The organism is Variovorax sp. GW822-FHT04E09 (assembly GCF_058800845.1).
In genome coordinates this window covers 127,757-147,229 of sequence record NZ_JBXAMR010000008.1, presented here as the reverse complement: position 1 = coordinate 147,229, position 19,473 = coordinate 127,757, and the positions used below count along the sequence as shown (strand labels likewise).

Sequence of the window (19,473 nt, the reverse complement as noted above, 5' to 3'; positions counted from 1 at the left end):
GCATGGTTGGTCTGCTCCCGGTCAGTGGCGTGCGGCGGGCGCGACGAAGCCGGGCTCGCCCGGGCCCGCGGCCGCGCCGCCGTTGCCGAACAGCAGCGATTGCGGGTTGTCGTTGATGCTGTCGGCCGCGCGGCCCAGGCGGCGCACCGCGTGGGCGGTGTCGTCGGCCACGCGGTTCACGCGCGGCAGGGTGGCGGCGTTGAACGAGTCGACCGCCTGCGCCAGCGCCTTGGTGCCCTCGCTCAGGCGCTCGACCGGGCCGTCGGGTGCGTTGAGCCGGCCCACGGTGGAGTTGAAGTTGTTGGCCACGCGCGAGACGTCGCCGGCCGCCTTCTTCACCGTCGACAGCGTCTCGGGCATGGCGGCCAGCGTCGGGTTCAGGCCGGTCTTGACGGTGTTGTCGAGCTGCTTGAGCAGCGTGTTGGCGCTGGCCGAGGCGGCCGCGATGTTCTCCAGCGCGTCGGCCACGCGCTTCTGGTTGGCGTCGGCCAGCAGCGCGTTGGCGCGCTTGGTCACTTCTTCCACCTGGTCGATGATTTCCTCGCCGCGGTCCTGCAGCTTCGCGAGCATCGAGGGCTTGAGCGGAATGCGCGGCGGGTTGTTGTTGTTCGGCTTGAGCGCGACGGTCGATTCGCCCTCGTCGTCCAGCGCGATGAAGGCCAGGCCGGTCACGCCCTGGTAGCTCAGCGTGGCAAAGCTGGAGGTGGTGAGCGGCACGCGCTCGTCGACCGTGATGCGCACGCGCACGTTGCCCTTGGTCTTCGGGTCGAAGTCGATCGAGGTCACCTTGCCGACCGAGATGCCGCGGTAGCGCACCTGGGCCTGCGGCTGCAGGCCGCTCACGGCGTCGCGGGTGGAGAGTTCGTACACGTTGCGCACGGTGTTGTCGCGCGTGAACCAGACCACCAGCGCGACGAGCGCGGCGATCAGGCCGAGCACGAAGGCGCCGGCGGCGAGGGCATGGGCCTTGTTTTCCATGAGGGGACCTACCTTTCGTCAGCGCGCGCGGCCTCGGGCTGCGGCGCGGGTGGTGCTTTGCCGGCGGCGGGCTTGTCGTGCAGCGCCTCCAGGGCGCGCTGGCCGCGCCCGCCGAGAAAGTATTCGTGGATGAAGGGATGCGGGTAGGCGATGACTTCGCGCGCCGTGCCGCTCACGATCACCTTCTGGTCGGCCAGCACCGCGATGCGGGTGCTCAGGTCGAACAGGGTGTCCAGGTCGTGCGTGACCATCACGACCGTCAGGCCCAGCTCGCGGTGCAGGCCGCGCAGCAGGTCGCAGAAACTGTCGGAGGCTTCGGGGTCGAGGCCGGCCGTGGGCTCGTCCAGCAGCAGCAGCGGCGGGTCCATGATGAGCGCGCGCGCCAGCGCCACGCGCTTGATCATGCCGCCCGACAGGTCCGACGGGCTCTTGTTCGCATGCTGCGGCTCCAGCCCCACCATCTGCAGCTTCACGAGCGCGGCGTTGCGGATCAGCTCGTCGGGCAGCAGCTTGAGTTCGCGCAGCGGAAAGGCGATGTTCTCCAGCACGCTGAAGGCCGAGAACAGCGCACCGTGCTGGAACAGCATGCCCACGTTGGCCGCACCGGCCGCGCTGAGTTCGCCCGGCGCCCGGCCCAGCACCTCGACTGCGCCCTTCGTGGGTTTCTGCAGCCCGAGGATCTGCCGCAGCAGCACCGTCTTGCCGGTGCCCGAGCCGCCGACCAGCGACAGCACCTCGCCGCGGTCAAGGTGCAGGTCGAGGTCGCGGTGCACCACCTGTTCGCCATCGGGGCTCTTGAACACCGTCCAGAGCTTGCGGATGTCGACCACGGTGTTCGACGGGGACGTCGTGGCGGCGTTCATCCGCGGAATCCTATGCCCTTGAAGAGCACTGCGAAGAGCGCGTCGACCAGGATCACCGCGGTGATCGAGGTCACGACCGACGACGTGGTGCCGCGCCCCAGGCTCTCGGTGTTGGGTTTGACCTTCATGCCGAAGTAGCAGCCGATCAGCGCGATCAGCACGCCGAACACCGCCGACTTGGCCAGGGCCAGCCAGAGGTTGGAGATGGGCACCGCGCGCGGCAATGCCGACAGGAAATACGACGGCGAGATGCCCAGCGCCGCATCGGCCGCGAGCATGCCGCCGGCCAGCGCTGCCATCGAGGTCCACAGGCTGATCAGCGGCATCGCGATGGCCAGTGCCAGCACGCGCGGCATCACGAGACGGAAGCCGTGCGGGATGCCCATCACGCGCATCGCGTCGAGCTCCTCGGTGACGCGCATCACGCCGATCTGCGCCGTGATCGCCGAGCCCGAGCGGCCCGCGATCAGCACGGCGGCCAGCACCGGCCCGAGCTCGCGGATCAGCGACAGCCCGAGGATGTTCACCACGAAGGCCTCGGCGCCGTAGTTGCGCAGCTGCTGGGAGATCAGGTACGCCAGCACCACGCCGATGAGCAGGCCGACCAGCGCCGTGATGTGCAGCGCCGTGGCGCCGAACTGATAGAGGTGGCCCGAGAAGTCGCGCCACGGCGCGCGGTGCGGCGCGCGCGCCAGCGTGCACAGGTCGAGCGCGAGCTGGCCGATGAGGCCCACGAAGTCGCGCAGCACGACCATCGCGCGCGGGCCGTGGTGGGCCAGTGCGTGCAGCCGGTCGCTCAGCGATTTGGGCGGCTCGTCGGGCGTGGCCACCGTGAACTTCGCCACCTGGTCGAGCACCGCCTGGTGCTGCGGCGACAGCTCGATCGTGGCCGGCCAGGCCTGGCGCCAGTGCTCCCACAGCAGCTGGGCGCCGATGTGGTCGAGCTGGCCGATGGGGCGCAGGTCCCAGGCCCGGTCGTCCGCGGGCGGCAGCGCCGCGAGGTCCTTGGCCAACGCCTCCCAGGCCGGGCGCGTCGACATCGCCAGCGTGGTCCAGCAACCGCTGGCCACGGCCCAGGTGCGGCCGTCCACGTCCTGCGTCTGCGCGCGCGGCGGCGCGAAGGCGTCGTCGGTGGCGGGGGCGTCAGCGGGCGACGGGGTGGGCGACATGGGCAAAGGTGCGGGACAAAACGTAAACAAAGGTCCAAGCGAGAGCGCGCATCGTAACCGCGTGCATCCGGGGCTTGTGTGCGTCTGGCCCTTCGTTTGCGTAGGGCCAGACGCCGTTTTTTTCAGCCAATCTTCAGCTCCAGGCCCGGGCCAGCGCATCCCAGGCGCTGGCGATCACGGGCTCGTCGCGCCGCGCGGCCAGCGAGACGAAACGCAGCGCGCAATCCAGCCGCACGCGGTCGGCCAGCACGAGGCCGTGGGCCTGGCTTTCGCGGATGGCGATCGAGTCGCGCACCAGGCTCAGGCCCACGCCCGACTTCAGCAGGTCGAGCATCGAGGCCTCCTGGTCGACCAGCGCCACGCGCCGGGGCGCCAGGCCGAGCGGGCCGAACACGCGCTCCAGCAAACGGTGGTGCGCCGACTCGGGCGGCGTGGCGAGCCAGGGCAGGGCGGCCAGCGCCTTCCAGTCGCGCCCCAGCACCTGCGGGCCCCAGCCGGCCGGCGCGACCACGCGATAGCTGAAGCGGGTGAGCGTGCGCACCGCGAGCGGCGCCGGCGCGGCGTCGTCGGATTCATCGCCGGGGTCGAGGTGAAAGCCCACGTCGAGCTCGCCGCGCAGCACCTGCGCCAGCACGCTGCCGCTCATGCCGTGGCGCAGCTCGGTCTCGATCTGCGGCGCGGCCTCGACCAGCTCGCGCAGGAACACACCGAGCCGCGTGAACTCGGGGTCGAGGATGGTGCCGATGCGCAGCGCCCCGCGCACCGTGACCTGCAGGTTGCGCGCGGCCTGCTGCAGGTCGCCCACGGCCGCCAGCACGCGCTCGGCCTGCGGCAGCATGGCCGCGCCGTCGGCCGTGAGCGCCAGCCCGTGCGGCGTGCGGGTGAACAGCACCAGCCCGGTTTCTTCTGCGAAACGCTTGAGCTGCAGGCTCACCGCAGGCTGCGTCAGGTGCAGCTTCTCGGCGGCGCGCGAGACGTTGCCCTCGCGCGCCGCCAGGATGAAGGCGCGCAGAATCTGGAGGTCCATCGATGACGTAGTCATATAAGACTGATTTATAGCGCCATCGACGCGAATTCATTGGCTTTCTCTTCGTGGATTGGGCCAAATTGCCTTCAGGAGACCCGCACATGTCCATCAGCACCCGAAATATCGACCACCACATCGCCGGCGCCCCCGCCGCCAACACCTCCGGCCGCACGCAGGACGTGACCAACCCCGCCACCGGCGCCGTCACCGGCAAGGTCGGCCTGGCCGACGCCGCGCAGGTGGGGGCCGCCGTGGCCGCCGCCCAAGCCGCGTTCCCGGCCTGGGCCGACACGCCGCCGATCCGCCGGGCGCGCGTGATGTTCAAGTTCCTGGAGCTGCTCAACCAGCACAAGGACGAACTCGCCCACCTCATCACCGCCGAGCACGGCAAGGTGTTCACCGACGCACAGGGCGAGGTCAGCCGCGGCATCGACATCGTCGAGTTCGCCTGCGGCATTCCGCAACTGCTCAAGGGCGACTTCACCGACCAGGTGAGCACCGGCATCGACAACTGGACGCTGCGCCAGCCGCTGGGCGTTGTGGCCGGCATCACGCCTTTCAACTTCCCGGTGATGGTGCCGATGTGGATGTTCCCGGTGGCCATCGCCGCGGGCAACACCTTCGTGCTCAAGCCCAGCCCGACCGACCCGAGCCCGTCGCTGCTGATGGCCGAGCTGCTCAAGAAGGCCGGCCTGCCCGACGGCGTGTTCAACGTGGTGCAGGGCGACAAGGCCGCGGTCGACGCGCTGCTGGAGCACCCCGACGTCAAGGCGATCAGCTTCGTGGGCTCCACGCCCATCGCCAACTACATCTACGAAACCGGCGCACGCCACGGCAAGCGCGTGCAGGCGCTGGGCGGTGCGAAGAACCACATGGTCGTCATGCCCGACGCCGACATCGACCAGGCGGTCGATGCGCTGATCGGCGCCGGCTACGGCTCGGCCGGCGAGCGCTGCATGGCGATCAGCGTGGCGGTGCTGGTGGGCGACGTGGCCGACCGCCTGCTGCCCAAGCTCATCGAGCGCACGAAGACGCTGAAGGTGCTCAATGGCGAGAACCTCGCGGCCGAGATGGGCCCGATCGTCACGCGCGCCGCGCACGAGCGCATCACCGGCTATATCGCGCAGGGCGAGAAGGAAGGCGCGAAGCTGTTGGTCGACGGCCGCAGCTTCGACGGCAACAAGGCTGGCGAAGGCTGCGGCGACGGCTTCTGGATGGGCGGCACGCTGTTCGACCACGTCACGCCCGAGATGCGCATCTACAAGGAAGAGATCTTCGGCCCCGTGCTGGGCTGTGTGCGCGTCGCGACCTTCAAGGAAGCCGTCGACCTCATCAACGCGCACGAGTTCGGCAACGGCGTGAGCTGCTTCACGCGCGACGGCAACGTGGCGCGCGAGTTCGGCCGTCGCATCCAGGTCGGCATGGTCGGCATCAACGTGCCGATCCCGGTGCCGATGGCCTGGCACGGCTTCGGCGGCTGGAAGAAGAGCCTGTTCGGCGACATGCACGCGTACGGCGAAGAGGGCGTGCGCTTCTATACGAAGCAGAAGTCGATCATGCAGCGCTGGCCCGAGAGCATCGGCAAGGGCGCCGAGTTCGTGATGCCGACGGCGAAGTAAAGGTAAAAGGGGGCGCCGCACGCGCGGCGCTTCGCATCCGAAGAACAACGAGAGACAAAAAGCCAGCCGCCATGAGCGACACCACCTTCGACTACATCATCATCGGCGCCGGCACCGCCGGCTCGCTCATCGCCAACCGCCTGAGCGCCGACAAGACCAAGCGCGTGCTGCTCATCGAGGCCGGCCGCAAGGACGACTACCACTGGATTCACATTCCGGTGGGCTACCTGTACTGCATCGGCAACCCGCGCACCGACTGGCTCTACAACACCGAGCCCGATGCGGGCCTGAACGGCCGCACGCTGCGCTATCCGCGTGGCAAGACGCTGGGCGGCTGCTCGAGCATCAACGGCATGATCTACATGCGCGGCCAGTCGCGCGACTACGAACACTGGGCTGAACTCACGGGCGACGAAGGCTGGCGCTGGGAGAACGTGCTGCCGGCCTTTCGCAAGCACGAAGACTTCTACCTCGGCGCCGACGAGATGCACGGCGCGGGCGGCGAGTGGCGCGTCGAGAAACAGCGGCTGCGCTGGGACATCCTCGACGCCTTCGCCGACGCGGCCGTGCAGGCCGGCGTGCCGCACACCGCCGACTTCAACCGCGGCAGCAACGAAGGCGTGGGCTACTTCCAGGTCAACCAGAAGAATGGCTGGCGCTGGAACACCGCCAAGGCCTTCCTGCGGCCGACCTGCTACGGCCGCCCCAACTTCGAGCTGTGGACCGGCGCGCAGGTGTCGCGCCTGCTGTTCGAGACGCTGCCCGACGGCACCAAACGCTGCACTGGCGCGCAGGTGTGGGACGGCACCGAAATGACCACGGCGCACGCCGAGTGCGAAGTGATCCTCAGCGCGGGCGCCATCGGCTCGCCGCAGATCCTGCAGCTGTCGGGCGTCGGCCCGGCCGAGCTGCTGCGCCAGCACGGCATCGAGGTGGCGCTGGACGCGCCCGGCGTCGGCGCCAACCTGCAGGACCATCTGCAGATCCGCGCGGTCTACAAGATCGAGGGCGCGCCCACGCTCAACGTGCTGGCCTCGTCGCTGGTCGGCAAGGCGAAGATCGGCCTCGAATACCTGCTGAAACGCAGCGGCCCGATGAGCATGGCGCCGTCGCAGCTCGGCGCCTTCACGCGCAGCTCGCCCGACCGCGCTTGGCCCAACATCCAGTACCACGTGCAGCCGCTGTCGCTCGACGCCTTCGGCGAGCCGCTGCACAGCTTCCCGGCCTTCACCGCGAGCGTGTGCAACCTGAACCCGACGAGCCGGGGCTCGGTGCGCATCAAGAGCGCGCGTTTCGAAGATGCGCCCGCCATCGCGCCCAACTACCTGAGCACCGAGGAAGACCGCAAGGTCGCGGCCGATTCGCTGCGCGTGACGCGCCGCATCGCGCAGCAGCCCGCGCTCGCGAAGTACAAGCCGCAGGAGTGGAAGCCCGGCGTGCAGTACCAGACCGACGACGACCTCGCGCGGCTGGCCGGCGACATCGCCACCACCATCTTCCACCCGGTCGGCACCACCAAGATGGGCGCCGACGGCGACCCGATGGCGGTGCTCGATGCGCGCCTGCGTGTGCGCGGCGTGCGCGGCCTGCGCGTGGTCGATGCGGGCGCGATGCCCACCATCACGAGCGGCAACACCAACAGCCCGACGCTGATGATGGCGGAGAAGGCGGCGGGCTGGATCCTGGAAGACAACCGCAACCGCTGAGGCGGCTCAGCGGCGCGGCTTGGTGCCGCGCTGGGTGTCAGCCGCCAGGCGCGCCTTCGCGCCTTCGAGCATGAGGTCCACGCCGACCTCGAACATCGCATCGGGGCCGGCCTTGCGGTAGCTGGCGAAGGCCTCGGCCAGCAGCGGGCGCGAGGCCGCGGCGGCATCGAGTGCCTGCTGCCGGATTTCCGCATCGGGCGGTGCCGCCTGCTCCTCCAGCCCACGGCGCAGGGCTGGCCGGCGCCGTGCTTTATCTGCTGTGCCTGCCGGTGATGCTGCGCAGGTCGCCTGCGGGGGAGGCTAACTGTCGAAGAACGCCAGCTTGCGTGCCCGCGGCAGCGCCTTGAGCGCGATCTCCGCCCGCAGCGCGGCGCCCTTGTCGGGGTACTGGCGCGCCGCCAGCACGCGCTGCGGCGGACGCGCGCGCGTGAACTTGGCGCCCAGCCCGAAGACATGCTGGAAGAAGCGCTGCTCCACGTCGAGCGCGATGCCCGCGTAGTACACGCCGCCTTCGCATTCCAGCAGGTAGAGCCAATAGGGTGGGGGCGGCGAGGGATCGGGCGGTTTTCGGGGCACGCGCGCATTGTGCGGGCAGGCGCTTATCGTGCGTCGAACGAAGGTGTCACCACGAAGTTCATTCGCAAAACGCACCAAGTCCTTCCAATTTTTCGCTAGGCAAGGGCGCGGGTTTCGCACATATTGGCCCGTTCCTGCTGTCGCATTTCTTCTTCTGTTCTTCCTTCTCCCTGGAGCGTCCATGCCAGAAGCCCAGACCCCCGTGTCCCTCCCCGCCGAGGTCGACCAACTGCTGCATCGCCTGGGCGTGCCCCGCACCGCCCACACCCGTGGCGAACTCACGGTGCGCTCGCCGGTCAGCGGCGAGGTGATCGCGCAGGTGCCGCAGACCACGGCCGTGGAAGCCACCGGTGCCATCGGCCGCGCCCACGAGGCCTTCAAGGCCTGGCGCCTGGTGCCGGCGCCGCGTCGCGGCGAGCTGGTGCGCCTGCTCGGCGAAGAGCTGCGCGCCGCCAAGCGCGACCTGGGCCGCCTCGTCACGCTGGAGGCCGGCAAGATCCCGTCCGAAGGCGCGGGCGAAGTGCAGGAAATGATCGACATCTGCGACTTCGCGGTCGGCCTCTCGCGCCAGCTCTACGGCCTCACGCTGGCCACCGAGCGCGCCGAGCACCGGATGATGGAAACCTGGCATCCGCTGGGCGTGTGCGGCGTGATCTCTGCCTTCAACTTTCCTGTGGCCGTGTGGTCGTGGAACGCGGCGCTCGCGCTGGTGTGCGGCGATCCGGTGGTGTGGAAGCCGTCCGAGAAGACGCCGCTCACCGCGCTGGCCGTGCACGCCATCGCGCAACGCGCCATCGAACGCTTCGGCGACGCGCCCGAAGGCCTGCTCGGCCTGCTGCTGGGCCCGCGCGACATCGGCGAGGTGCTGGTCGATGACCCCCGCGTGCCGATCCTCTCGGCCACCGGCTCCACGGCGATGGGCCGGCAGGTCGGTCCGAAACTGGCGGCGCGCTTCGCCCGCGCGATCCTCGAACTGGGCGGCAACAACGCCGCCATCGTCACGCCCTCGGCCGACCTCGATCTCACGCTGCGCGGCATCGCCTTCGCGGCCATGGGCACGGCCGGCCAGCGCTGCACCACGCTGCGGCGCCTGTTCGTGCACGAGAGCGTGTACGACCAGCTGGTGCCCAAGCTCGTGAAGGTCTACGGCAACGTGCAGGTGGGCGACCCGCGCGAGGCCGGCACGCTGGTCGGTCCGCTGATCGACCGCGCCGCCTTCGACGGCATGCAGAAGGCCCTGAACGAAAGCCGCGAGACCGGCGCCACGGTGCACGGCGGCCAGCGCGTCGAGGGCATCGGCACGCAGGACGCGTTCTATGTGCGCCCCGCGCTGGTCGAGCTGAAGTCGCACGCCGGCCCGGTGCTGCGCGAGACCTTCGCGCCCATTCTCTACGTGGTGCGCTACCGCACGCTCGACGAAGCGATCGAATGGCACAACGCGGTGGGCGCGGGCCTGTCGTCGTCGATCTTCACGCTCAACGTGCGCGAGGCCGAGTGCTTCATGTCCAGCGCGGGCTCGGACTGCGGCATCGCCAACGTCAACATCGGCCCGAGCGGCGCCGAGATCGGCGGCGCCTTCGGTGGCGAGAAGGAAACCGGCGGCGGGCGCGAAGCGGGCTCGGACAGCTGGAAGGCCTACATGCGCCGCGCGACCAACACCATCAACTACTCGACGGCACTTCCCCTTGCGCAGGGCGTGACCTTCGACATCGGCGACTGAACAACCCCGGCCCGTGGTGCCTGCCGCGCGGCGTTTCGCCGCGGCGGCCAGGCAGCGGCCGCACCTATCCCCCAGAAAAACCACCAGGAGACAGCAAAGATGAAGATGCAACTGAAGACCCTCGCCACCGCCGCACTGCTTGCGCTCGCCTTCGGCACCACCGCTACCGCGCAGCAGGCGCCCACGGGCGGCACGCTCGACAAGATCAAGGCGAGCGGCAAGGTCGTGCTCGGCGTGCGCGAAGCCTCGCCGCCCATGGCCTACATGCTGGGCGCGGGCGAGAAGTACGTGGGCTACCACGTTGAGCTCTGCGAGCGCGTGCTGAAGGACATCACGCCCAACGCCAAGCTCGAGTACATGGCCGTGACCGCGCAGAACACCATCCCGCTGGTGCAGAACGGCACGCTGGACATCGGCTGCGGTCCCACCACCAACAACACCGCGCGCCAGCAGCAGGTGGCCTTCGCGCTCACCACGTACGTGAGCGAAGTGCGCATGGCGACCAAGGTCGACTCGGGCATCACCACGCTCGACCAGCTCGCGGGCCGCAACGTGTCGGCCTCGACCGGCACCACCGCCGTGCAGCTGCTGCGCAAGCGCGAGCGCGCGCAGAACGTCTCGTACAACACGATGCTCGGCAAGGACCACCTGGAGAGCTTCCTGCTCATGGAGTCGGGCCGCGCCGACGCCTTCGTGCTCGACGACAACCTGCTCGCCGGCATCATCGCGAACTCGAAGAACCCGACGGCCTACCGCATCACCGGCGAGGCGCTGGGCTCGGAGCCGATCGCGCTGCTGTTCCGCAAGGACGACCCGGCCTTCAAGGCCGCGGTGGACGATTCGCTGCGCAAGCTCATGAAGAGCGGCGAGCTCGAGAAGATCTACACCAAGTGGTTCGTGGCCGCGATCCCGCCGAAGAACACCAGCCTCAACCTGCCGATGAGCCCGGCGCTCAAGCAGCTCGTGCTCGAACCCAACGACAAGCCGCTGGAAGCCTACGCCAAGTGACAGACGCCGCCGTGTTCTCGCCGGCGCAACGCGTGCGCGCCATCCAGGTCTCGGAGATCCTGCGCATCACCGACCACGCGCAGGCGCTCAAGCGCGCCGGCCGCCCGGTGATCGTGCTGGGCGCGGGCGAGCCCGACTTCGACACGCCCGAGAACATCCGGCATGCGGCCTCGCAGGCCATTGCGCGCGGCGACACGCGCTACACGGTGCTCGACGGCAGCCCGGCGATGAAGGCGGCGGTGCAGCTGAAGTTCAAGCGCGACAACGCGCTGGACTTCGCGCTCGACGAGGTCAGCGTGAGCGCGGGCGCCAAGCAGGTGATCTTCAACGCGCTGATGGCGAGCCTGAACCCGGGCGACGAGGTGATCCTGCCCGCACCGTACTGGACCTCGTACGCGGACATCGTGCAGATCTGCGGCGGCGTGCCGGTGTCGGTGGCGTGTGGCGAGGAGAACGGCTTTCGGCTGACAGCAGCGCAACTGCAGGCCGCCATCACGCCGCGCACGCGCTGGCTGTTTCTCAACTCGCCGTCGAACCCGAGCGGTGCGGCCTACAGCGCGGCGCAACTGAAGCCGATCACCGACGTGCTGCTCGACCATCCCCACGTCTGGGTGCTGGCGGACGACATCTACGAGCACATCCTCTATGACGGCCTCGCGTTCGCAACGCCGGTGGCGGTGGAGCCGCGCTTGCGCGAACGCACGCTCACGGTGAACGGCGTGTCGAAGGCCTATGCGATGACCGGCTGGCGCGTCGGCTACGGCGCGGGACCGCGCGCGCTGATCGCGGCGATGGCCGTGGTGCAGAGCCAGTCGACCTCGTGCCCGTCGTCGGTGAGCCAGGCCGCGGCGATCGAGGCGCTCACCGGACCGCAGGGCATCGTGGCCGAGCGCTGCGCGTCGTTTCAACAGCGCCGCGACTTCGTCGTGGCCGCGCTCAACCGCACGGCTGGCCTGCACTGCCGCGTGCCCGGGGGCGCCTTCTACACCTTCGCAAGTTGCGCCGGCGTGCTCGGCAAACGCACCGCCAGCGGCGCGCTGCTGCAGACCGACAGCGACTTCTGCCGCTACCTGCTGCAGGACTTCGAGGTGGCGGTGGTGCCGGGCAGCGTGTTCGGGCTCGGACCGTATTTCCGCATCTCGTATGCGACGTCGATGGCGCAGCTCGAAGAGGCCTGTGCGCGCATCGCCGCCGCCTGCGCCGCGCTTTCCTGAACATCTTCTCTTCATTCCACTGGAACCCTCATGACTTCCTCCCGCACCGGCGGCCAGATCCTGGTCGACCAGCTCATCACCCACGGCGTCCGGCAGCTTTTCTGCGTGCCCGGCGAAAGCTTCCTGGCCGTGCTCGACGCGCTGCACGACGCATCGATCGACGTGACGGTGTGCCGGCAGGAAGGCGGCGCCACGATGATGGCCGAGGCGCAGGGCAAGCTCACGGGCCAGCCCGGCATCTGCTTCGTCACGCGCGGCCCCGGCGCCACCAATGCGGCGGCGGGCGTGCACATCGCGCACCAGGACTCGACGCCGCTCCTGCTGTTCGTCGGCCAGGTCGCGCGCGACGCGATGGGCCGCGAAGCCTTCCAGGAGCTGGACTACGGCGCGGTCTTCGGCACGATGGCCAAGTGGGTCGTGCAGATCGACGACCCGGCGCGCGTGCCCGAGCTGGTGTCGCGCGCCTTCCATGTCGCGACCTCGGGCCGGCCCGGTCCGGTGGTGATCGCGCTGCCCGAAGACATGCTGACCGAAGCCGCCGCGGTGGCCGATGCGCTGCCGTATGCCGTCACCGAAACGCATCCGGGCGCGGCGCAGATCGCCGAGTTGCAGCAGCGCCTGTCGCAGGCGCAGCGGCCCGTCGTCATCCTGGGCGGCAGCCGCTGGTCCGAAGCCGCGACGCAGCAGTTCGCGCAGTTCGCCGAGGCCTACGCGCTGCCGGTGTACTGCTCGTTCCGTCGCCAGATGCTGATGTCCGCCGAGCATCCCTGCTATGCGGGCGACTTGGGGCTCGGCGCGAACCCGCGTATGTTGGAGCGCATCCGCAATGCGGACTTGGTGCTGCTGGTCGGCGGGCGTCTGTCGGAAGTGCCGTCGCAGGGCTATGAGCTGTTCGCGATCCCGCAGCCGACGCAGGCGCTGGTGCATGTGCACGCCGATGCCGACGAGCTCGGCAAGCTCTACCGCCCGACGCAGGGCATCCACGCCACGCCGCAGGCGTTCGCCGAAGCGGTGTCCACGTTGCGTCCGACTTCATCGCCCGCGTGGCAGGCCGAGACGAAGACCGCGCGCGAAGACTTTCTGCGCTGGAGCGACCCGGCCGCGATCCGCATTCCCGGCCCGCTGCAGATGGGCGAGGTCATGCAGCACCTGCGCGAGGTGCTGCCGGTCGACACCATCTTCTGCAACGGCGCGGGCAACTTCGCGACCTGGGTGCATCGCTTCTGGCCGTTCCGCGCGTTCGCGAGCCAGCTCGCGCCGACCAGCGGTTCGATGGGCTACGGCCTGCCGGCCGGCGTCGGTGCCAAGCGGCTGTGGCCCGAACGCGAGGTGGTCGTGTTCGCGGGCGACGGCGACTTCATGATGCACGGCCAGGAGTTCGCGACCGCCGTGCAGTACGGCCTGCCGATCCTCGTGGTGCTGCTGGACAACGGCATGTACGGCACGATCCGCATGCACCAGGAAAAGCACTACCCTGGCCGCATCAGCGCCACGCAGCTGAAGAACCCCGACTTCCGCGGCTACGCCGAGGTGTTCGGCGGCCACGGCGAACGCGTGACCACGACGGAAGAATTCGGCCCCGCACTCGCGCGTGCGCGTGCCAGCGGCAAGCCTGCGATCCTGCATTGCCTGCTGGACCCGGAGGCGATCACGCCCGCGAGCACGCTGGCGTCGATCCGCAAGGCGGCACTGGCCGCGAACTGAGGCCTCGTCAGCGCAGCCCGCCGACGTAGCGCGGCGGCGGCGTGGGCGGCAGGCCGTCGGGCTGGCGCGCCGCCAGCCGCGCGGCGCGGGCCAGCGGTTCCATGGCCTGCTCGAGCCGCGTGGCGAGCTGGTCGAGTTCGTCGTCCTTGGTCTCGGCGGCGTGCTGGCGCGTCATGCGCACGATCTCGGCGGCGTACTCGGCGTTGGTGGCCATCCATTCGGTGTCGGTCACGCGCCCGTGCTTTCGCCGCAGTGCCACGTGAAGGCGTGCTGCAAGCGCGATGCGTTCGCTTTCGGACATGGATGGCATGGCGTCTCCCTCGGGTGGTCAGGCTCCCAGGTGTTCACGATGCTGAGCAAGATCGAGGCCCACCAGTTCACTCTCGGGGTCGACGCGCAATCCGACCAGCACATGCACCAGGAACAGCACGATGGCCGTGCCCGCCGCGCTGTAGATCGCCACGCTGGCGACCGCGATCGCCTGCGTCAGCACATTGCCCGCCGCGCCCGAGATGCGCGGGTCGGCGAAGACGCCAGTGAGCAGCGCACCCACGATGCCGCCGATGCCGTGCACGCCGAACACGTCGAGCGAGTCGTCCGCACCGAGCAGGTGCTTCAGGCCCGTGGCGCCCCAGTAGCAGGCCAGCCCGGCGATGGCGCCGATGGCCAGCGCCGACAGCGGCGTGACGAAGCCGGCCGCCGGCGTGATCGCCACCAGCCCGGCCACGAGGCCGGAGCACAGGCCCAAGAGCGAGGGGCTGCGGCGCACGATCCATTCGCCGACCATCCAGCTCATGGCGCCGGCCGCCGCCGCGATGTGCGTCACCAGCATGGCCAGGCCGGCGCGCCCGTCGGCCGCCACCGCCGAGCCGGCATTGAAGCCGAACCAGCCCACCCACAGCAGGCCCGCGCCGGTCATGGTGAGCGCCAGGCTGTAGGGCTCGAAGGCCTCGCGCCCGTAGCCCCGGCGCGGCCCGAGCGCATAGGCGCACACCAGCCCCGCGATGCCCGCGTTGACGTGCACCACCGAGCCGCCCGCGAAGTCGAGCGCACCCATCTGCGCGAGCCAGCCGCCCGGCTCCCACACCCAGTGCGCCACGGGGGCGTACACGAGCACGCTCCACAGCAGCGCGAACCACAGCAGCGCCGAGAAGCGCATGCGCTCGACAAAGGCGCCGAGCACCAGCGCGGTCGTGATGATCGCGAAGCTCAGCTGGAACATCGCGTAGACCGATTCCGGCACGTTCGGCGCCACGTGGCTCACGGCCACCTGGCCGGCCTCCTTCAGGTACTCGAAGCCCGAAAAACCGATGCGCGAGAGCTTGCCCAGCCAGGGCCAGCCGGGCGTGAAGGCCAGCGAGTAGCCGAGCGCGAACCAGGTCAGAGAGACCACGGCGGCGATCGCCACCACCCCGGCCATGGTGGCCAGCACGTTCTTGCGCCGCACCATGCCGGCATAGAAGAGCGCGATGCCGGGCAGCGTCATCAGCAGCACCAGCGCGGTCGAGGTCATCATCCAGGCGGTGTCGGCCGCGTTCAGGGAGGCTTGGGGTGCCAGCAGGGCCATGACCGTTTCTTCTTGGAGTGGTGGACAAGAGGCCTGTGTGCACGAGTCATGCCATCTTGTTAACTGACTGAAACACTTTGGTTTCCCAACCGGGAGGTCGAAGTAACACGAAGCGGGTAATTCCTAATGCACCGGGCGGGTGCGCGCTTGCACAATCTGCGCACTCGCGACGGGCCCTGCTCGTACTGCCGAGGGTCCGAGGAGACAAGCTTCCGATCGATCAACAAGAACATTCTTCAAAGGCTCCGTACGAGATGCCTGTCTGATATTTGAAAAGCGCCGCTGGTCGGCGCTTTTTTTTGCCTGTTCGCAGCGCGAATGCAGGCGCTTTCCTCCAAGCCAAACAAGCCTCCTGGCCAGCCGGTACCGGTCACCACAGCTATCGTTTTGATAGCGATTCCGGTGAGACAATCGCGCGCATGGAAATGCTGGTGGTCACGGGCGCCTCACTGCTCGCGGGTTTTATCGATGCGATCGTGGGCGGCGGCGGGTTGATCCTGGTGCCGGCCCTCTTTGCGGTGTTTCCGGGCGCGCCGCCCGCCACGCTGCTGGGCACCAACAAGAGCGCGTCCATCTGGGGCACGGCGGCGTCGGCGGCCCAGTTCAGCCAGCGGGTGCAGATGCGCTGGGGCGCGATGTGGCCGGCCGCGCTGCTGGGCTTCGGCGGCTCGATGCTCGGCGCCTGGACCGTCACGGTCTTCCCGGGCGATTTCCTGCGCCGGGCGCTGCCCGTCATCCTGCTGGGCGTGCTGGTCTACACGCTGGCGCGCAAGGACATGGGCCGGCTGCACGCGCCGCGCTTCAGCGGCCGCGCCGAGACGCTGGCGGCCAGCACCATCGGCCTGACCATCGGTTTCTACGACGGCTTCTTCGGGCCGGGCACGGGCAGCTTCCTGGTGTTCCTGTTCGTGCGCTGGATGGGCTACGACTTCCTCAACGCCTCGGCCTCGGCCAAGGTCATCAACACGCTGACCAACGCCGCCGCGCTGATCCTGCTGGCCGCCAAGGGCCACGTCTGGTGGCACTACGGGCTGGTGATGGCCGTGGCCAACGTGGCCGGCAGCCTGGTCGGCACGCGCGTGGCGCTGAAGCACGGGGCGGGCTTCGTGCGGATCGTGTTCATCGTGGTGGTGAGTGCGCTGATCCTGAAGACGGCTTACGACGCGTTCCTGAAATAAAAAAAAGCCCCTGGCGTCTGGCCAGGGGCTTTTTTTCGGGGCGCCGAGGTCAGTCCTCGACAAAGGCCTCTTCGCGCTTCGCCTTGATCGCCGGCAGCAGCACGATGGCCAGCAGCAAGGCTGCAGCGATCAGCAGGCCCGCCGACAGCGGCCGCGTGACGAACACGCTCCACGCGCCGCGCGACAGCAGCAGCGCGCGCCGCAGGTTCTCTTCCATCATCGGCCCGAGGATGAAGCCCAGCAGCAGCGGGGCCGGCTCGGTGCGCAGCTTCAGGAACAGGTAGCCGATGAAGCCGAAGATCGCCACCATCCACACGTCGAAGGTGTTGTTGTTGGTCGAGTACACGCCGATCGCGCAGAACAGCACGATCGCCGGGAACAGGAACTTGTAGGGCACCGTCAGCAGCTTGATCCACATGCCGATCAGCGGCAGGTTCAGGATGATCAGCATCGCGTTGCCGATCCACATCGAGGCGATCAGGCCCCAGAACAGCTCGGGGTTGCTGGTCATCACCTGCGGGCCGGGCTGGATGTTGTGGATCGTCATCGCGCCCACCATCAGCGCCATCACGGCGTTGGGCGGAATGCCCAGCGTCAACAGCGGAATGAAGGAGGTCTGCGCGCCGGCGTTGTTGGCCGACTCGGGCGAGGCCACGCCGCGGATGTTGCCCTTGCCGAAGGGCACTTCGCCGGGGCGCATCTTGATCTTCTTCTCCAGCGCGTAGGCCGCGAAGGCCGCCAGCAGTGCACCGCCGCCCGGCAGGATGCCCAGCGCCGAACCCAGCGCCGTACCGCGCAGCACGGCGGGCGTCATGCGCTTGAAGTCGTCCTTGGTGGGCCACAGGCCCTTGACCTTGTGCGTGAACACCTCGCGCTCGTCATCGGGCTGCGAGAGGTTGCCGATGATTTCGCCGTAGCCGAACACGCCCATGGCGATCACCACGAAGCCGATGCCGTCGGTGAGCTCGGGAATGTCGAAGCTGAATCGTGCGACGCCCGAATTCACGTCGGTGCCCACGATGCCCAGCAGCAGGCCCAGCACGATCATCGCCACCGCCTTGAGCAGCGAGCCCGAGGCCAGCACCACCGCGCCGATCAGGCCCAGCACCATCAGCGAGAAGTACTCGGCCGGGCCGAACTTGAAGGCGAGCTCGGTCAGCGGGGGCGCGAAGGCCGCCAGGATCAGCGTGCCGACGCAGCCCGCGAAGAACGAGCCCAGGCCCGCGGCAGCGAGCGCAGGGCCTGCGCGGCCCTGCCTTGCCATCTGGTAGCCGTCGATGCAGGTGACCACCGAGGACGACTCCCCGGGCAGGTTCACCAGGATGGCCGTGGTCGAGCCGCCGTACTGGGCGCCGTAGTAGATGCCGGCCAGCATGATCAGCGCCGACACGGGCGGCAGCGCGTAGGTGGCGGGCAGCAGCATCGCGATGGTCGCGACGGGGCCGATGCCTGGCAGCACGCCGATCAGCGTGCCCAGGATGCAGCCGACCAGGCAGTACAGCAGGTTGGTGAAGGTGAAGGCGACGCCGAAGCCGGTCGCCAGGTTGTGGAACAGTTCCATGGCGGTGTGCTCCTCAGCCCGAAATGAAGGTGGGCCAGACCTGGATCTGGAGCTTGAGCGCCCAGATGAAGGCCACATAGCTGCCGGCCGCCAGGATGGTGGAGAGCACCAGCACGTCGCGCAGCTTGAAGTGCTCGCCGGCCATGCTCGAGATGATCGTCAGCGCGTAGATCGCGATGATCATGCCCATCGCCGGCAGCCCGACGCTGGGCAGGCCGCCCAGCAGCACGCCGAAGGCCAGGTTGGCGCCGAGCACGAAGGCCAGCGGCTTCCAGGCCCATTTGCCGATCTTGTCGCCGTCGGCGCTCTCGACCACCATGGCCTGGAACATGATCAGCGCGCCCAGCAGCGCCAGCAGGATGCCCAGCATCAGCGGGAAGTACCCCGGCCCCATGCGGGCGCCGTCGCCGATGGTGTAGGTGGTGGCGCCGATGGCGAACGCGCCACCGACGGCGGCGAACATGACTCCTGAGAAGAAGTCCGCCTGTCTCTTGATTTTCATTGTCTCGACCCTCTGTTTTCGAAGGGACGAGGGTCGTCGCCAGCGGCTGACCGTCGGCTGACCAGCGCGGTACGGACAAATGCTTACAGGGAAAGTACGGAACTGGCTCTCCCCCAGGCTTCGCGCGCTTCGTGTCGCTGTTCCCCGAAGGGGGCGGGCGGGTTGTGGGGCCAGAAACGAAAAAAGCTCCCGAAGGAGCTTTTCATTCATTCAGAGCGCCGAGGCGCTCATGAGTGTGTGGGGGAGGGCTTAGTAGCCGCCGCGGCCACCGCCGCCGCCGCCGTAACCACCGCCGCCACCGCTACGGCCGCCACCGCCGCCGCCGTAACCGCCGCCGCCGCCACCACCGTAGCCGCCGCCGCCACCACCGCCGTAGCCGCCACCACCGCCGGTGCGGGGGGGACGTGCTTCCATCGGACGGGCTTCGTTCACCGTCAGGGCGCGGCCCTGCAGCGATGCGCCGTTCATGCCTTCGACTGCAGCGAGTGCTTCAGCGTCGGTGCCCATTTCGACGAAGCCGAAGCCCTTCGAACGGCCGGTGTCACGTTCCATCATGACCTTGGCGCTGACGATCGAACCGAATTCGCCGAAAGCTTGTTCCAGGTCGTTGTCACGCACGGAGTAGGCGAGGTTGCCCACGTAAAGTTTCTTGCCCATGGAGGGACTCCTAATTCAAACCAAAAAAACACAAAGCGATGGAGTCCCAGAATCACAACAAACTAATGCGCTGTGGCGCGAAACTGACCGATCACCAAATTACGTGCACGGGAGCCGAAGCTCGCAGACACGTGAGCCGGATTATCCGGCCCGATTTCCGAAAAAAGGGGGGAAATCTTGTGTTATCGAGAAACATTCCGACCCGACGGGCGGTTTCGCAACGGTTTCAGGAGGTCGGACAGGCCGTTGTGGTCTATTTCATGCATCAAAGCGAGCAGCCGGCCAATTTCTCCCGCGGGAAAACCCTCGCGCGCAAACCAGGTCAGGTAATTTCCGGGCAAATCGGCAATCAGCGTGCCCTTGTGCTTGCCAAAAGGCATTTCGAGCGTCACCAGGCGCTGCAGGTCTTCGGGGTTCATGCGCG

18 protein-coding genes are annotated in these 19,473 nt (G+C 68.6%); 7 read left to right on the top strand and 11 right to left on the bottom strand.

The genetic code is table 11. The features are described from left to right. Positions 1–21: 21 nt before the first annotated feature. The 4 genes from AC1RL8_RS26835 to AC1RL8_RS26820 form a co-directional block, all read right to left on the bottom strand. Positions 22–978: an MlaD family protein gene (locus AC1RL8_RS26835; protein ID WP_095743232.1), complete on the bottom strand. Its 957-nt coding sequence runs from the start codon at positions 976–978 to the stop codon at positions 22–24. A gap of 8 nt (positions 979–986) precedes the next feature. After that, complete coding sequence (locus tag AC1RL8_RS26830; RefSeq protein WP_492686621.1) at positions 987–1,841, bottom strand: ABC transporter ATP-binding protein; 855 nt, start codon at positions 1,839–1,841, stop codon at positions 987–989. Further along, positions 1,838–3,010 (bottom strand): MlaE family ABC transporter permease, encoded by a 1,173-nt coding sequence (locus AC1RL8_RS26825; protein ID WP_070063474.1) that lies wholly within the window; start codon positions 3,008–3,010, stop codon positions 1,838–1,840. Before AC1RL8_RS26825 ends, AC1RL8_RS26830 begins: the two co-directional genes overlap by 4 nt. 133 nt (positions 3,011–3,143) lie before the next feature. Further along, positions 3,144–4,052, bottom strand: a complete 909-nt coding sequence (locus tag AC1RL8_RS26820) for a LysR family transcriptional regulator (RefSeq protein ID WP_070063473.1) — start codon at positions 4,050–4,052, stop codon at positions 3,144–3,146. 86 nt (positions 4,053–4,138) lie between these two features. On the opposite strand from AC1RL8_RS26820, the gene AC1RL8_RS26815 reads away from it, so the two are divergent. Both AC1RL8_RS26815 and AC1RL8_RS26810 read left to right on the top strand, forming a co-directional pair. Then, the gene (locus AC1RL8_RS26815) at positions 4,139–5,656 is read left to right on the top strand and encodes a CoA-acylating methylmalonate-semialdehyde dehydrogenase (protein WP_492686622.1); all 1,518 of its coding nucleotides are present in this window, start codon (positions 4,139–4,141) and stop codon (positions 5,654–5,656) included. 71 nt (positions 5,657–5,727) lie between these two features. Then, a complete protein-coding gene (locus tag AC1RL8_RS26810; RefSeq protein WP_492686623.1) occupies positions 5,728–7,362 on the top strand; it encodes a GMC family oxidoreductase in 1,635 nt (544 codons plus the stop codon). Between the two features lie 300 nt (positions 7,363–7,662). On the opposite strand, the gene AC1RL8_RS26805 is transcribed toward AC1RL8_RS26810, so the two are convergent. After that, on the bottom strand, positions 7,663–7,938 hold the full coding sequence (locus tag AC1RL8_RS26805; RefSeq protein ID WP_062472759.1) for a GIY-YIG nuclease family protein: 276 nt from the start codon (positions 7,936–7,938) through the stop codon (positions 7,663–7,665). A 181-nt stretch (positions 7,939–8,119) separates the two neighbouring features. Here AC1RL8_RS26805 and amaB point away from each other — a divergent pair, with 181 nt between their 5' ends. From amaB to AC1RL8_RS26785, 4 genes are all read left to right on the top strand, one after another. After that, positions 8,120–9,658 (top strand): L-piperidine-6-carboxylate dehydrogenase, encoded by a 1,539-nt coding sequence (amaB, locus tag AC1RL8_RS26800; protein WP_492686624.1) that lies wholly within the window; start codon positions 8,120–8,122, stop codon positions 9,656–9,658. Between the two features lie 99 nt (positions 9,659–9,757). Further along, positions 9,758–10,666, top strand: a complete 909-nt coding sequence (locus tag AC1RL8_RS26795) for an amino acid ABC transporter substrate-binding protein (RefSeq protein WP_062472764.1) — start codon at positions 9,758–9,760, stop codon at positions 10,664–10,666. Continuing rightward, positions 10,663–11,880, top strand: coding sequence for a pyridoxal phosphate-dependent aminotransferase (locus AC1RL8_RS26790; protein WP_492686625.1), 1,218 nt, complete (start codon positions 10,663–10,665; stop codon positions 11,878–11,880). The genes AC1RL8_RS26795 and AC1RL8_RS26790 overlap by 4 nt, the downstream gene beginning before the upstream one ends. Positions 11,881–11,910: 30 nt before the next feature. Then, a complete protein-coding gene (locus tag AC1RL8_RS26785; RefSeq protein ID WP_492686626.1) occupies positions 11,911–13,584 on the top strand; it encodes a thiamine pyrophosphate-binding protein in 1,674 nt (557 codons plus the stop codon). Positions 13,585–13,591: 7 nt separating this feature from the next. On the opposite strand, the gene AC1RL8_RS26780 is transcribed toward AC1RL8_RS26785, so the two are convergent. Beyond that, on the bottom strand, positions 13,592–13,894 hold the full coding sequence (locus AC1RL8_RS26780; RefSeq protein ID WP_082818034.1) for a hypothetical protein: 303 nt from the start codon (positions 13,892–13,894) through the stop codon (positions 13,592–13,594). An 18-nt stretch (positions 13,895–13,912) separates the two neighbouring features. Next, positions 13,913–15,151, bottom strand: coding sequence for an ammonium transporter (locus AC1RL8_RS26775; protein WP_307589442.1), 1,239 nt, complete (start codon positions 15,149–15,151; stop codon positions 13,913–13,915). Positions 15,152–15,570: 419 nt separating this feature from the next. Between AC1RL8_RS26775 and AC1RL8_RS26770 the strand changes: the two genes are divergently transcribed. Next, a complete protein-coding gene (locus tag AC1RL8_RS26770) occupies positions 15,571–16,329 on the top strand; it encodes a sulfite exporter TauE/SafE family protein (protein ID WP_070063465.1) in 759 nt (252 codons plus the stop codon). A 49-nt stretch (positions 16,330–16,378) separates the two neighbouring features. Here AC1RL8_RS26770 and AC1RL8_RS26765 read toward each other — a convergent pair whose 3' ends face one another. From AC1RL8_RS26765 to AC1RL8_RS26750, 4 genes are all read right to left on the bottom strand, one after another. Beyond that, positions 16,379–17,890: a tripartite tricarboxylate transporter permease gene (locus tag AC1RL8_RS26765; RefSeq protein WP_062472774.1), complete on the bottom strand. Its 1,512-nt coding sequence runs from the start codon at positions 17,888–17,890 to the stop codon at positions 16,379–16,381. A gap of 13 nt (positions 17,891–17,903) precedes the next feature. Continuing rightward, the gene (locus AC1RL8_RS26760) at positions 17,904–18,392 is read right to left on the bottom strand and encodes a tripartite tricarboxylate transporter TctB family protein (protein ID WP_070063464.1); all 489 of its coding nucleotides are present in this window, start codon (positions 18,390–18,392) and stop codon (positions 17,904–17,906) included. Between the two features lie 249 nt (positions 18,393–18,641). After that, positions 18,642–19,049, bottom strand: coding sequence for an RNA-binding regulator (gene rbp / locus AC1RL8_RS26755; RefSeq protein WP_095950733.1), 408 nt, complete (start codon positions 19,047–19,049; stop codon positions 18,642–18,644). A 182-nt stretch (positions 19,050–19,231) separates the two neighbouring features. After that, a complete protein-coding gene (locus AC1RL8_RS26750) occupies positions 19,232–19,468 on the bottom strand; it encodes a DUF3820 family protein (RefSeq protein WP_056584018.1) in 237 nt (78 codons plus the stop codon). Between the last annotated feature and the right edge of the window lie 5 nt (positions 19,469–19,473).